This is a genomic window from Variovorax sp. LARHSF232, assembly GCF_052871435.1.
Genome location: NZ_JBIXJS010000002.1, coordinates 76,640 through 88,719 on the forward strand (window position 1 = coordinate 76,640; position 12,080 = coordinate 88,719).

13 protein-coding genes are annotated in these 12,080 nt (G+C 67.1%); 9 read left to right on the forward strand and 4 right to left on the reverse strand.

Annotation, left to right across the window (positions count from 1 at the left end; all coding sequences use genetic code 11):
• Positions 1-4: 4 nt before the first annotated feature.
• On the reverse strand, positions 5-940 hold the full coding sequence (locus tag ACIPRI_RS05795; protein WP_446620466.1) for a branched-chain amino acid transaminase: 936 nt from the start codon (positions 938-940) through the stop codon (positions 5-7).
• A gap of 170 nt (positions 941-1,110) precedes the next feature.
• Here ACIPRI_RS05795 and ACIPRI_RS05800 point away from each other — a divergent pair, with 170 nt between their 5' ends.
• A complete protein-coding gene (locus ACIPRI_RS05800; RefSeq protein WP_446620467.1) occupies positions 1,111-2,109 on the forward strand; it encodes a recombination-associated protein RdgC in 999 nt (332 codons plus the stop codon).
• Between the two features lie 10 nt (positions 2,110-2,119).
• Here the strand turns inward: ACIPRI_RS05800 and ACIPRI_RS05805 are convergent, their stop codons facing one another.
• The 3 genes from ACIPRI_RS05805 to radA all read right to left on the reverse strand — a co-directional run bounded on the left by ACIPRI_RS05805 (position 2,120) and on the right by radA (position 5,657).
• The gene (locus tag ACIPRI_RS05805; RefSeq protein WP_446620468.1) at positions 2,120-2,533 is read right to left on the reverse strand and encodes a glycerate kinase; all 414 of its coding nucleotides are present in this window, start codon (positions 2,531-2,533) and stop codon (positions 2,120-2,122) included.
• 27 nt (positions 2,534-2,560) lie between these two features.
• Positions 2,561-4,153 (reverse strand): BCCT family transporter, encoded by a 1,593-nt coding sequence (locus ACIPRI_RS05810; protein ID WP_446620469.1) that lies wholly within the window; start codon positions 4,151-4,153, stop codon positions 2,561-2,563.
• Between the two features lie 106 nt (positions 4,154-4,259).
• Complete coding sequence (radA, locus tag ACIPRI_RS05815; protein ID WP_446620470.1) at positions 4,260-5,657, reverse strand: DNA repair protein RadA; 1,398 nt, start codon at positions 5,655-5,657, stop codon at positions 4,260-4,262.
• A gap of 115 nt (positions 5,658-5,772) precedes the next feature.
• Here radA and hpaR point away from each other — a divergent pair, with 115 nt between their 5' ends.
• The 8 genes from hpaR to hpaI all read left to right on the forward strand — a co-directional run bounded on the left by hpaR (position 5,773) and on the right by hpaI (position 12,066).
• Positions 5,773-6,204 carry a homoprotocatechuate degradation operon regulator HpaR gene (gene hpaR, locus ACIPRI_RS05820; RefSeq protein WP_446620471.1) on the forward strand — a complete coding sequence of 144 codons (432 nt, stop codon included), beginning with the start codon at positions 5,773-5,775 and terminating at the stop codon, positions 6,202-6,204.
• A complete protein-coding gene (locus tag ACIPRI_RS05825) occupies positions 6,201-6,815 on the forward strand; it encodes a fumarylacetoacetate hydrolase family protein (RefSeq protein ID WP_446620472.1) in 615 nt (204 codons plus the stop codon). Before hpaR ends, ACIPRI_RS05825 begins: the two co-directional genes overlap by 4 nt.
• A complete protein-coding gene (locus ACIPRI_RS05830; protein WP_446620473.1) occupies positions 6,812-7,567 on the forward strand; it encodes a fumarylacetoacetate hydrolase family protein in 756 nt (251 codons plus the stop codon). The genes ACIPRI_RS05825 and ACIPRI_RS05830 overlap by 4 nt, the downstream gene beginning before the upstream one ends.
• The gene (hpaE, locus tag ACIPRI_RS05835) at positions 7,564-9,027 is read left to right on the forward strand and encodes a 5-carboxymethyl-2-hydroxymuconate semialdehyde dehydrogenase (RefSeq protein WP_446620474.1); all 1,464 of its coding nucleotides are present in this window, start codon (positions 7,564-7,566) and stop codon (positions 9,025-9,027) included. Before ACIPRI_RS05830 ends, hpaE begins: the two co-directional genes overlap by 4 nt.
• Positions 9,028-9,112: 85 nt before the next feature.
• Positions 9,113-9,976, forward strand: a complete 864-nt coding sequence (gene hpaD / locus ACIPRI_RS05840; RefSeq protein ID WP_446620475.1) for a 3,4-dihydroxyphenylacetate 2,3-dioxygenase — start codon at positions 9,113-9,115, stop codon at positions 9,974-9,976.
• Between the two features lie 13 nt (positions 9,977-9,989).
• Positions 9,990-10,400 carry a 5-carboxymethyl-2-hydroxymuconate isomerase gene (locus tag ACIPRI_RS05845; protein WP_446620476.1) on the forward strand — a complete coding sequence of 137 codons (411 nt, stop codon included), beginning with the start codon at positions 9,990-9,992 and terminating at the stop codon, positions 10,398-10,400.
• Between the two features lie 11 nt (positions 10,401-10,411).
• The gene (hpaH, locus tag ACIPRI_RS05850) at positions 10,412-11,215 is read left to right on the forward strand and encodes a 2-oxo-hept-4-ene-1,7-dioate hydratase (protein WP_446620477.1); all 804 of its coding nucleotides are present in this window, start codon (positions 10,412-10,414) and stop codon (positions 11,213-11,215) included.
• A gap of 8 nt (positions 11,216-11,223) precedes the next feature.
• Positions 11,224-12,066, forward strand: a complete 843-nt coding sequence (gene hpaI, locus ACIPRI_RS05855; RefSeq protein WP_446620478.1) for a 4-hydroxy-2-oxoheptanedioate aldolase — start codon at positions 11,224-11,226, stop codon at positions 12,064-12,066.
• Positions 12,067-12,080 lie beyond the last annotated feature (14 nt).

Genomic DNA, 12,080 nt, shown 5'->3' on the forward strand with positions numbered 1-12,080 from the left:
GTGCTCAGACCTTCGCCAGCCAATGGGCGTACTTGGGGTTGCGGCCGTTCACGATGTCGAAGAAGGCGCTCTGGATCTTCTCGGTGATCGGGCCGCGCGAGCCGGCGCCGATCTCGACGCGGTCGAGCTCGCGGATCGGCGTGACTTCGGCGGCGGTCCCGGTGAAGAAGGCTTCGTCGGCGATGTAGACCTCGTCGCGCGTGATGCGCTTTTGCACCAGCTCCAGGCCCAGGTCCTGGCAGATGTGCATCACGGTGTTGCGCGTGATGCCGTTGAGCGCACCGGCCGACAGGTCGGGGGTGTAGACCACGCCGCCCTTGATCACGAAGATGTTCTCGCCCGCGCCTTCGGAGACGAAGCCGGAGGCGTCGAGCAGCAGCGCCTCGTCGTAGCCGTCGTCCAGCGCTTCCATGTTGGCCAGGATCGAGTTGCTGTAGTTGCTCACCGCCTTGGCCTGCGTCATGGTGATGTTGACGTGATGGCGGGTGTAGCTGGAGGTCTTCACGCGGATGCCGCGCTTCATGCCCTCTTCGCCCAGGTAGGCGCCCCAGGCCCAGGCCGCGACCATCGCGTGGATGGTGTTGCCCTTGGGGCTGACGCCCAGCTTCTCGGAGCCGATCCACACCAGCGGGCGCAGGTAGCAGCTTTCCAGCTTGTTGGCGCGCACGACTTCCTTTTGCGCTTCGTTCAGTTGCTCCTTGCTGAAGGGCAGCTTCATGCGCAGGATCTTGGCGCTGTTGAACAGGCGATCGGTGTGCTCTTCCAGGCGGAAGATGGCCGTGCCCTGCTCCGTCTTGTAGGCCCGCACGCCTTCGAAAGCGCCGCAGCCGTAGTGCAGCGTGTGGCTCAGCACGTGGATCTTGGCGTCGCGCCATTCCACGAGTTCACCGTCCATCCAGATCTTGCCGTCGCGGTCGGCCATCGAGGGAAGCGCGCTCATGTGTTGTCCTTGGAGTGGGAAAGTCGCAAAGGCGGAGATTTTAAGACGACACGTCCTGTCACGGCGCTCGTCACTGGACTGGGCCCGGGGCAGTGACAATGGCAGCCTTTTTGTTTGTTGTCTGCCTGTCTTTCGCCGCTGCCGAGAGAGAAAGAAAGTAAAGGGGATCTGTGTCCGTCTTCAAGAACGTCATCGTCTATCGCATCGAACCCGCCTGGTCGCAGGACCTGATGGCGGCCGAAACCGCGCTGCAGCCGTTGCGCTTCGTGCCCTGTGGCGCCAGCCAGGAAAAGTCCGTCGGCTGGGTGCCGCCGCGCGGCGACGAGCACGGCCCGCTGGTCGAATCCATCGACGGCCAGTGGATCCTGGAATTCATGATCGAGGCCAAGACCCTGCCCGGCTCGGTGGTGCGCCGCAAGCTGGAAGAGCGGCTGGCGCAGATCGAGGCCAGCACCGGCCGCAAGCCCGGCAAGAAGGAGAGCAAGGAGCTCAAGGAAGACATCACGCGCGAGCTTCTGCCCATGGCCTTCAGCCGCCACGCCCGCGTGACCGTCTGGATCGACCGCGAGAACCGCCGCCTGGTGGTGAACGCCACCAATGCCGCGCGCGCCGACGAGGTGGTGAGCAGCCTGGTGCAGGCGCTCAGCAGCTTCGGCGTGGCGCTGATCCACACCCAGATCGAACCGGCCGCCGCCATGTCGGGTTGGCTGCACAGCCAGGAGCCGCCGGCCGAATTCACGATCGACCGCGAATGCGAGCTCAAGGCCACCGACGAATCGAAATCGGTGGTGCGCTACGCCAAGCACGCGCTGGACATCGACGAGGTGCGGGCGCACATCGAGGCCGGCAAGCGCCCGACCCGCCTGGCCATGACCTGGGACGACCGCGTGTCCTTCGAGCTCACCGAAGGCATGCAGCTGCGCAAGATCGTGTTCCTGGAAGGCACCGACTCGGCCGCCCCCGGCGACAAGAAGGAAGACGACTTCGATGCCGACGTGGCGATCGCCACCGGCGAGCTGGGCCAGCTGCTGCCGGCGCTGCTGGAGGCGCTGGGCGGCGAGCAGGAGGTCATGACCGCCGCGCTGGACGACGCGAAGGACGCGCCCATGACGCCGGCAACGGCACCGGCCGCCGCTTCTGCGCAGGAAGAGGAAGAAGCGCCCTTCTGAGGTCCAGGCGCTAGGCGGCGTCGGACGATTCGGCCGCCTGCGGCCGCGTCAGCGTCCAGCTGCGCAGTTTGCCGTCCTGGAACTCGGTGTCGACGTACGAGCCGCCGGCATCGGTCCAGCGGTAGTGCTCCGGCTGCTCGTCCTTGGGCGAGCGCAACTCGCCCAGGGCGCGGGTCAGCGCAATCACGTGCAGCAAGGTCTGGCCGGCGTGCAACTTGGCATTGAGCATGACGGCGCTGGCCACGCTGCCGATGGGCCGATTGGCGGCACGCCGCAGCACTTGCATGGTGCGGTTGAAGTGCAGCAGCAGGAACATCAGCAAGGCGCCGGCAACCAGGGCCACGCCGGGCCAGCCGTAGGCGCGGTAGGCGCCGGCGATGAGCAGAACGCCCACCACGGGAACCAGGATTTTTCGAAATTTCATGATGGCGCGCATTGTCGCCGCGCCGGGCTACAGGGGTGTCTTGGGCGGCAGCTGGTCGGCCGGCTGCGCCTTGTCGCTCGCCGTTGTTGCACCGGCCGCGTCTTCCTTGCCGACCCATTCGCGCAGCTTCTTGTGCAGGTGGCGTTCGCGCGCGCCCTCGGCATGCCAGTCCTCGCGCACCGCGATCACCAGTGCAATGGCCATCAGCAGCAGCACCACCGAGAAGGGCAGCGCGAACACGATGGTGGCGGCCTGCACCGCCTGGATGCCACCGGCCAGCAGCAGGCTCAGTGCGATGCCGGCCACCAGCACGCCCCAGATGATCTTCACCTTGGCCGGCGGGTTCGGGTCGCCGCCGGTGCTCATGGTGCCCAGCACCAGGGTGGCCGAGTCGCCCGAGGTGACGAAGAAGACGAACACCAGGATGGTGGCGACGATCGACAGCAGGCCACTGGCCGGAAGCGCGTTGAACATGACGAACATGGTGGTGGCCACGTTGTCCTTCAGCGCGGCAGCCAGCGGCACGTTGTGGAAGATCTCCAGGTTGAGCGCGGTGCCGCCGAAGATGGCGAACCAGATGAAGCCCACCAGGGTCGGCGCCAGCACCACGCCCATGATGAATTCGCGAATCGTGCGGCCCTTGGAAACACGCGCGATGAACAGGCCCACGAAAGGCGACCAGGCCAGCCACCAGGCCCAGTAGAAGATCGTCCAGTCGCCCACCCAGGTGCTGTCGCGGAAGGGTGTCATGCGCAGGCTCATGCGCACGAACTCCGAGAGGTAGGAACCCAGCGTCACCGTGAAGGTGTCGATGATGGCGATGGTCGGGCCCACCAGCAGCACGAACAGGGCCAGCAGCCCCGCCAGCACCAGGTTGCCGATGGACAGGTACTTCACCCCGCGCTCCACCCCGGTCACCGCCGAGGTCAGGAACAGGATGGTGGTGACCACGATGATGATGGCCTGGTTGACCGCGCTCACCTCCAGGCCGAAGGCCGCGTGCAGCCCGCCGTTGATCTGCGTGGCGCCCACGCCCAGCGAGGCCGCCACGCCGAAGGCCGTGGCCACGATGGCCAGCACGTTGAAGGCCGGCGAAAGCTTGTGCACCAGCTTCCAGGGCAGCGCTTCGGTGACCGAGCTGACCAGCGGCTGCGCCTTGCGCCTGAAGGTGAAGAAGGCAATGGCCAGGCCCACCACGCCGTAGATGGCCCAGGGATGCAGGCCCCAGTGGAAGAAGACGTAGCGCATGGCAACCTGTGCGGATTCGGGCGTGTGGGCCGCGACGCCCTCGGGCGGGGTGCCGTAGTGCGACACCGGCTCGGCCACGCCGAAGAACACCAGGCCGATGCCCATGCCGGCGGCAAAGAGCATGGCGAACCAGGCATGCAGCGAGAACTCGGGCTCGTCGTCGACGTCGCCCAGTTTCAGGTCGCCGAAGCGGCTGAAGGCCAGGAAGAAGGCCAGCAGCACCAGGCCCAGCACCAGCCACAGGTAGAACCAGCCGATGTTGTGCGTGATGCTGGCCAGCGCCGCGTTGAAGAAGCTGCCCAGCGTGACCGGCGAGACGAGGCCCCAAAGGACGATGACCGCGATCGCGCCGGCCGAAACGATCAGCTGCATAGGCTCTCCATGGGTTCAGGCGGGTGCGATTCGACCCGCCTTTTGGTTTTCGATCAAGTGCCGAGCCAGCGCCAGGCCAGCGCCAGGCAAGCGCCGGCGGGGCCGGTCAGGCCAGGCTGCGCACCACGTCCATCGCCTCTTCGATGCGATCGACAGGATGGATGGCAAGCCCCTCGAACTCGCGGGCTCCCTTCTTCGGCGCATTGGCACGCGGCACGATGGCCACCGAGAAGCCCAGCTTGGCGGCTTCGCGCAGGCGTTCCTGCCCGCGCGGGGCCGGGCGCACTTCGCCCGCGAGGCCCACTTCGCCAAATGCGATGAAGCCCCTGGGCATGGGCTTGCCGCGCAGGCTGGAGGTGATGGACAGCATCACGGCCAGATCGGCCGCCGGCTCGCCGATGCGAACGCCGCCCACGGCATTGACGAACACGTCCTGGTCCATGCAGGCCACGCCGGCATGGCGGTGCAACACCGCCAGCAGCATGGCCAGGCGGTCGCGGTCCAGGCCCACCGACAGGCGGCGCGGGCTGGGCCCGCCGTTGTCGACCAGGGCCTGGATCTCGACCAGCATCGGGCGCGTGCCCTCCAGCGTGACCAGCACCACGCTGCCGGGCACCGGCTCGCTGTGCTGCGAAAGGAAGATGGCGCTCGGGTTGGTCACGCCTTTCAGGCCGCGCTCGGTCATGGCGAACACGCCGATCTCGTTGACGGCGCCGAAGCGGTTTTTGATGGCGCGCACCAGGCGAAAACTCGAATGCGTGTCGCCCTCGAAGTACAGCACCGTGTCGACCATGTGCTCCAGCACGCGCGGGCCGGCCAGCGCACCTTCCTTGGTGACGTGGCCCACCAGCACCACGGCCGTGCCGCTGGTCTTGGCAAAGCGCGTGAGATGGGCCGCGCATTCGCGCACCTGGGCCACCGAGCCCGGCGCGGAAGTGAGCTGGTCGGAATACACAGTCTGGATCGAGTCGATCACCGCGATGGCCGGCCGCGAGGCATCGAGCGTGGCCAGGATCTTCTCCAGCTGGATCTCGGCCAGCACCTGCACCTGCGATTGCGCGAGGCCGAGCCGGCGCGAGCGCAGCGCCACCTGGGCGCCGCTTTCCTCGCCGGTGACGTAAAGCGCGTTCTGCCCGGCGCGCTGCAGCGCATCGACCGCCTGCAAGAGCAGCGTGGACTTGCCGATGCCCGGGTCGCCGCCGATCAGGGTGACGCCGCCGGCGACGATGCCGCCGCCCAGCACGCGGTCGAGCTCGTCCAGCCCGGTGGGGGTGCGCGCCACGTCCACCGCTTCGATCTCGGACAGCAGCATCAGTTCGGATGCGCCGGCCAGCGAAGCGAACTGCGTGGTGCCGAAGCGGTTGTTGCCGCCCGATGCGCCGGTGGACGCCGCCGATTGTTCGACGAGCGTGTTCCAGGCGTCGCAGCTGGGGCACTTGCCCAGCCACTTCGGGCTGGTGCCACCGCATTCACTGCAGACGAAGATGCTTTTTTCCTTGGCCATGTGCCGAGTGTAGGCAGTGCGCCCCTGGCTTCGGGTGGATCCCCTTGCAGGAACCTTCCTTAATCATTTAACATGTTAAATAACTAGGCGACACTCGCAACTCCCGCAACTCCACATGGGCACCCCCTTCGTCCACCGCAATCTGCCGCGCCTGCTCCTGCAGGCACGCGAAGCCGTGATGGCGCACACGCGGCCCAGTCTGCGCGAGCATGCGCTGTCCGATCAGCAGTGGCGCGTGCTGCGCGTGCTCGGCGAACACGGCGCGGTCGAAACCGGCCGCGTGGCGCGCGAAGCCTTCATCCTCGGCCCCAGCCTCACCGGCGTGCTGGCGCGCATGGAGCGCGACGGCCTGATCACGCGCAGCCGCGATCCGCAGGATGCGCGCCGCACCGTGGTCGAGGCCACCGCCGATGGGCGCAAGCTGGTCCGACGCTTGTCCTCCACCATCGAATCGCACTACAGCTGGCTGGAAGCGTCGCTGGGCAAGGCCAAGCTGGCGCAGCTGTACACGTTGCTGGACGAACTCATTGCATTGGAGGCGCCGTGAGCTTCATTCCACAAGGCACTGTCTATGGCGTGCTGCTCAACTTCCGTGCTGAAGTCGAGGCCATGTCGCAGCAGATGAGCGCCCCGCCCTACCAGGCCCCGCCCAAGGCGCCGGTGCTCTACGTGAAGACCGCCAACACCTGGACACCGCACGGCGGCGCCATTGCATTGCCCAGCGGCGTGGCCGAGGTCGAGGTCGGCGCCACCATCGCGATGGTATTGGGCGAAGGCGGCCGCGTGGCCGGCTACGTGCCGATGAACGACCTGTCGATCCCGCATGCCAGCTTCTTCCGGCCGCCGGTGCGCTTCAAGTGCGTCGACGGTTTCCTCGGCATCGGCCCGACGCTGCGCACCGGGGGCGACCCGGCGAGCTTCACGCTGGAAGTGCGCATCAATGGCGCGCTGCGCCAGCGCGCCGATTTCTCGCAGCTGATGCGCAGCGCACCGCAGCTGCTGGCCGACGTGGGCGAATTCATGACCCTCGCACCCGGCGACGTGCTGATGCTGGGCTGCCATGCCGGCCGGCCGCTGGCCCGCTCGGGAGACCGCATCGACATCGTCGCACCGGGCTTTGAGACCCTGAGCAACACGCTGGCGGAGGCACGAGCATGAAGCACGCCCGCATCCTGCTGGACGGCCAGCTGCACGAGGCCACCGAGCGCGATGGCCAGCTCTTGCTTCGAGACGGCCGCCTTGTCGCGTTCGATGCTGTCGACTGGCTGCCGCCACTGGCGCCCACGCCGCGCCCACGCACCATCCTCGCCCTGGGCCTCAACTACGCCGACCATGCGAAGGAGCTGGCCTTCAAGGCGCCGGAAGAGCCGCTGGTCTTCGTCAAGGGCGAAGGCACGCTGATCGGCCATCGGCAGTTCACGCGCCGCCCGCCCGGCGTGAAGTTCATGCACTACGAATGCGAACTCGTGGTAGTGATCGGCCGGGCCGCCAAGGGCGTGCGCCGCAGCGATGCCTACGACTACGTCGGCGGCTACACCGTGGCCAACGACTACGCCATCCGCGACTACCTCGAGAACTGGTACCGGCCCAACCTGCGCGTGAAGAACCGCGACGGTTGCACGCCCATCGGTCCCTGGCGGGTGGACGCCAGGGACGTGCCCGACCCGAAGGCATTGGCGCTGCGCACCACCGTCAATGGCGCCGTCACGCAATCGGGAAACACGCGCGACATGATCTTCGATGTGCCCTTTCTCATCGAGTACTTCAGCCGATTCATGACCTTGCAAGCCGGAGACCTGATCCTGACGGGCACGCCGGACGGCGTGGTCGATTGCCAGCCCGGCGACGTCGTGGTCACCGAGATCGAGCAGATCGGCGCGCTGGTCAACACCATCCAACAGGCACCATGAACAGAATCGACCATCTCATCGGCGGCCAGCGCGTGGCCGGCGAGCACTATTTCGAGACCCTCAATCCAGCCACGCAAGAGGTGCTGGCCGAAGTCGCTGCGGGTGGCGAAGCGGAAGTCAACGCCGCCGTTGCAGCGGCCAAGGACGCCTTTCCAAAGTGGGCCGGCACCCCCGCGGTCGAGCGATCCAGGCTGATGCGCAAGCTGGGTGACCTGATCGCGAAGCACGTGCCCGAGATCTCGCAGCTCGAGACCGATGACTGCGGCCAGGTGATCGCGCAGACCGGCAAGCAGCTGGTGCCGCGTGCGGCTGACAACTTCCACTACTTCGCCGAAATGTGCACGCGGGTGGACGGCCACACCTACCCCACACCCACGCACCTGAACTACACCTTGTTCCACCCGGTGGGCGTGTGCGCCCTCATCAGCCCCTGGAACGTGCCCTTCATGACGGCCACCTGGAAGGTTGCGCCCTGCCTGGCCTTCGGCAACACGGCGGTGCTGAAGATGAGCGAGCTCTCGCCGCTCAGCGCCGCGCGCCTGGGCGAGCTGGCGCTGGAGGCGGGCATTCCGGCCGGCGTGCTGAACATCGTGCACGGCTACGGCAAGGACGCCGGCGAGCCGCTGGTGGCGCACCCCGATGTGCGCGCCATCTCCTTCACCGGCTCCACCGCCACCGGGCATCGCATCGTGCGCGCCGCGGGCCTGAAGAAGTTCAGCATGGAGCTGGGCGGCAAGAGCCCCTTCGTGATCTTCGAGGACGCCGATCTGGCGCGCGCGCTCGATGCCGCCGTGTTCATGATCTTCAGCAACAACGGCGAGCGTTGCACGGCCGGCTCGCGCATCCTGGTGCACAAGTCCGTCTATGCCGACTTTGCGGCGAAGTTCGCACAGCGGGCGCAGCGAATCAAGGTGGGCGACCCGCTCGACGAATCGACCATCGTCGGCCCGATGATTTCGCAGGCGCATCTGGCCAAGGTGCGCAGCTACATCGAGCTCGGCCCCAAGGAAGGCGCGACGCTGCTGTGCGGCGGGCTGGAAGCGCCTGCGCTGCCCGAGCGGGTGCAGCGCGGCAACTACGTTTCGCCCACCGTCTTTGCCGACGTCGACAACCGCATGAAGATCGCGCAGGACGAGATCTTCGGCCCGGTCGCCTGCCTCATCCCCTTCGACGATGAGGCCGAGGCGATCCGCCTGGCCAACGACACGCAATATGGCCTGTCGAGCTATGTGTGGACCGAGAACATCGGCCGCGCGCACCGTGTGGCGGCCGCCATCGAGGCCGGCATGTGCTTCGTCAACAGCCAGAACGTGCGGGACCTGCGCCAGCCCTTTGGCGGCACCAAGGCCAGTGGCACCGGGCGCGAAGGCGGCACCTGGAGCTACGAGGTCTTTTGCGAGGCGAAGAATGTCGCGGTTTCTTTGGGTTCGCACCACATTCCTCATTGGGGCCGGGCATGAATGCCCGGCCCCTTCGGGGCATCCTGAGCTCCCCCCTCCCAACCCTCCCCTCGAGGGGAGGGCTTTTCGTACCGGAGCATTGACCATGGGCCAACTCGCACTCGCCGCCAAGATCACGCACGTGCCGTCGATGTATTTGTCGGAGTTTCCGGGGCCCAACTTCGGCTGCCGGGACGCCGCCATCAACGGCCACAAGGAAATCGACCGCCGCTGCCGCGCGCTGGACGTGGACACCATCGTCGTGTTCGACGTGCACTGGCAGGTCAACAGCGAATACCACATCAACTGCGGCCCCAAGTTCGAAGGCATCTACACCAGCAACGAGCTGCCGCACTTCATCAAGAACATGCCCTACGCCTACCCGGGCAACCCGAAGCTGGGCCACCTGATCGGCGACATGGCCAACGAGATGGGCGTGAAGAGCCGCGCCCACAGCGACACCACGCTGGCGCTGGAATACGGCACGCTGGTGCCGATGCGCTACATGAACGCCGACCAGCACTACCAAGTGATCAGCATCAGCGGCTGGTGCGACTGGCACGACCTCACCGAATCCGCCCGCTTCGGCCTGGCGGTGCGGCGCGCCATCGAGGAGCGCTACGACGGCACGGTGGCGGTGTTTGCCAGCGGCTCGCTGTCGCATCACTTCGCCGACAACGGCCGCGCGCCCGAGTTCATGCACAAGGTCTACGACCCCTTCCTGGAACAGGTGGATCGCCGCGTGGTGCAGCTGTGGGAGGCCGGCGACTGGAAGACCTTCGTCGGCATGCTGCCGATGTACGCCGACAAGTGCTGGGGCGAAGGCGACATGCACGACACCGCCATGCTGCTGGGCCTGTTGGGCTGGGACCGCTACGAGGCGCCGGCGGAAATCATCACGCCCTACTTCGGCAGCTCGGGCACGGGGCAGATCAACGCCATCTTTCCGGTGACGCCGCTACCCGCTTGAAGGAACAACGACCATGCCGCATCTCGTCATCCTCTACACGCCCAACCTCGAAGCGCAGGCCGACATGGGCCGGCTGTGCCGCTCGCTGGCCGACACCATGCTGGCGCAGCGCGACGACGGCGGCGCGCAGGTCTTTCCCACCGGCGGCACCCGTGTGCTGGCCTTTGCGGCCGCGCACTACGCCGTGGCCGACGACAGCGACGACCATGCCTTCGTCTACCTCAACCTGCGCATGGCGGCCGGCCGCGCGGATGCCGTGAAGAAGCGCATCGGCGATGCGCTGACGGCCTGCGCCAAGGTGCACTTCGAGCCGCTGCTGGCCCAGCGGCATGTCGGCATCACGCTGCAGATCGACGAGGCGCCGGGCCAGGTCTACGACGGCAAGATCGGCAACCTGCACGCGCTCTTTGCCGCCGCCAGGTAGAGCGAGAACAGATGCTGCCCCAAGCCCTCATTCACCAGCTGGCCGGCGAGCTGCACGAAGCCGAGAAGTCGCGCGTGCAGCTGGAGCACTTTTCCAAGCGCCATCCCGAGATGCGCATCGAGGACGGCTACGCCATCGCGCGCGCATGGGTCAAGACCAAGATCGCCGAAGGCCGCCAGGTGCTGGGCCACAAGATCGGCCTGACCTCGCGCGCCATGCAGCAATCCAGCCAGATCGACGAGCCCGACTACGGCACCTTGCTGGACGACATGTTCTTTGCCGAAGGCGGCGACATTCCCTTCACGCGCTTCATTGCACCGCGGGTCGAGGTGGAGCTGGCCTTCGTGCTGGGCAAGCGCCTGCAAGGCCCCAAGGTCAGCATCTTCGACGTGCTGGCCGCCACCGACTACGTGGTGCCGGCCATCGAGATCATCGATGCGCGCATCGAGCAGTTCGACCGCCACACGAAGGCGCCGCGCAAGGTCTTCGACACCATCGCCGACAACGCGGCCAACGCCGGCATCGTGCTGGGCGGCCGCCCGGTCAAGCCCGATGCGGTGGATCTGCGCTGGGTCAGCGCCCTCCTGTACAAGAACGGCGTGATCGAGGAAAGCGGCGTGGCCGCTGCCGTTCTCAACCACCCGGCCACCGGCGTGGCGTGGCTGGCCAACAAGCTGGCGCCGTGGGACGAATGCCTGGAAGCTGGCGAGGTGGTGCTGGGCGGCTCCTTCACCCGGCCGACCACGGCCAGGCCCGGCGACACCTTCCACGCCGACTACGGCCCGCTGGGTTCGATCGCCTTTCGTTTCATTTGAGGAGCCTCATGCAGACCCCCATCAACCATTTCAAGAAGGCCTTGCTGTCGGAGACGCCGCAGATCGGCCTGTGGGTCGGCCTGGCCGATGGCTATGCCGCCGAGATCGTGGCCGGCACCGGCTTCGACTGGCTGCTGATCGACGGCGAGCACGCGCCGAACGACGTGCGCTCGGTGCTCGCGCAATTGCAGGGCGTGGCCAGCACCTGGTCAGCGCAGGCGCCGGCGCAGCGCTCGCATCCGGTGGTGCGGGTGCCGGTGGGAGACAGCACCTTGATCAAGCAGTTTCTCGACATCGGCGCGCAAACCCTGCTGGTGCCCATGGTCGACACCGCCGAACAGGCCGCGCAGCTGGTGCAGGCCACGCGCTATCCGCCCGCTGGCATCCGCGGCATGGGCAGCGCCCTGGCGCGGGCCTCGCGCTGGCAGGCCTACCCGCAGTACATCCACGAGGCGAACGAAGAGGTGTGCCTGCTGGTGCAGGCCGAGACGGCCGAGGCCATGAAGAACCTCGACGCGATCGCCGCCACGCCGGGCGTGGATGGCGTCTTCATCGGGCCGGCCGACCTGTCGGCCTCCATGGGCTATTCCGGCCAGCCGAGCCACCCGGAGGTGCAGGCCGCCATCGAAGACGGCATCGCGCGCATCTTGCGCGCCGGCAAGGCGCCGGGCATTCTGGCCACCACCGACGAGCAGACGAACAAGTGGCTGGCAGCCGGCGCCCGCTTCGTGGCCGTCGGCATCGACACCATGCTGCTGGCCGGCGCCTGCCGGCAGCTGGCTGCCAGGTTCAAGGGGAGCAAGGACGCGACAACGACGACTTCCGCGACGCCCACCAGCGCGGGCTACTGAGACGGCCCGGCCCT

Coding starts and splice junctions, on each gene's coding strand:
- ACIPRI_RS05795 (WP_446620466.1), bottom strand. CDS start 940: ATGAGCGCGCTTCCCTCGATGGCCGACCGCGACGGCAAGATCTGGATG.
- ACIPRI_RS05805 (WP_446620468.1), bottom strand. CDS start 2,533: ATGAAATTTCGAAAAATCCTGGTTCCCGTGGTGGGCGTTCTGCTCATC.
- ACIPRI_RS05810 (WP_446620469.1), bottom strand. CDS start 4,153: ATGCAGCTGATCGTTTCGGCCGGCGCGATCGCGGTCATCGTCCTTTGG.
- radA (WP_446620470.1), bottom strand. CDS start 5,657: ATGGCCAAGGAAAAAAGCATCTTCGTCTGCAGTGAATGCGGTGGCACC.
- hpaR (WP_446620471.1), top strand. CDS start 5,773: ATGGGCACCCCCTTCGTCCACCGCAATCTGCCGCGCCTGCTCCTGCAG.
- ACIPRI_RS05830 (WP_446620473.1), top strand. CDS start 6,812: ATGAAGCACGCCCGCATCCTGCTGGACGGCCAGCTGCACGAGGCCACC.
- hpaE (WP_446620474.1), top strand. CDS start 7,564: ATGAACAGAATCGACCATCTCATCGGCGGCCAGCGCGTGGCCGGCGAG.
- hpaD (WP_446620475.1), top strand. CDS start 9,113: ATGGGCCAACTCGCACTCGCCGCCAAGATCACGCACGTGCCGTCGATG.
- ACIPRI_RS05845 (WP_446620476.1), top strand. CDS start 9,990: ATGCCGCATCTCGTCATCCTCTACACGCCCAACCTCGAAGCGCAGGCC.
- hpaH (WP_446620477.1), top strand. CDS start 10,412: ATGCTGCCCCAAGCCCTCATTCACCAGCTGGCCGGCGAGCTGCACGAA.
- hpaI (WP_446620478.1), top strand. CDS start 11,224: ATGCAGACCCCCATCAACCATTTCAAGAAGGCCTTGCTGTCGGAGACG.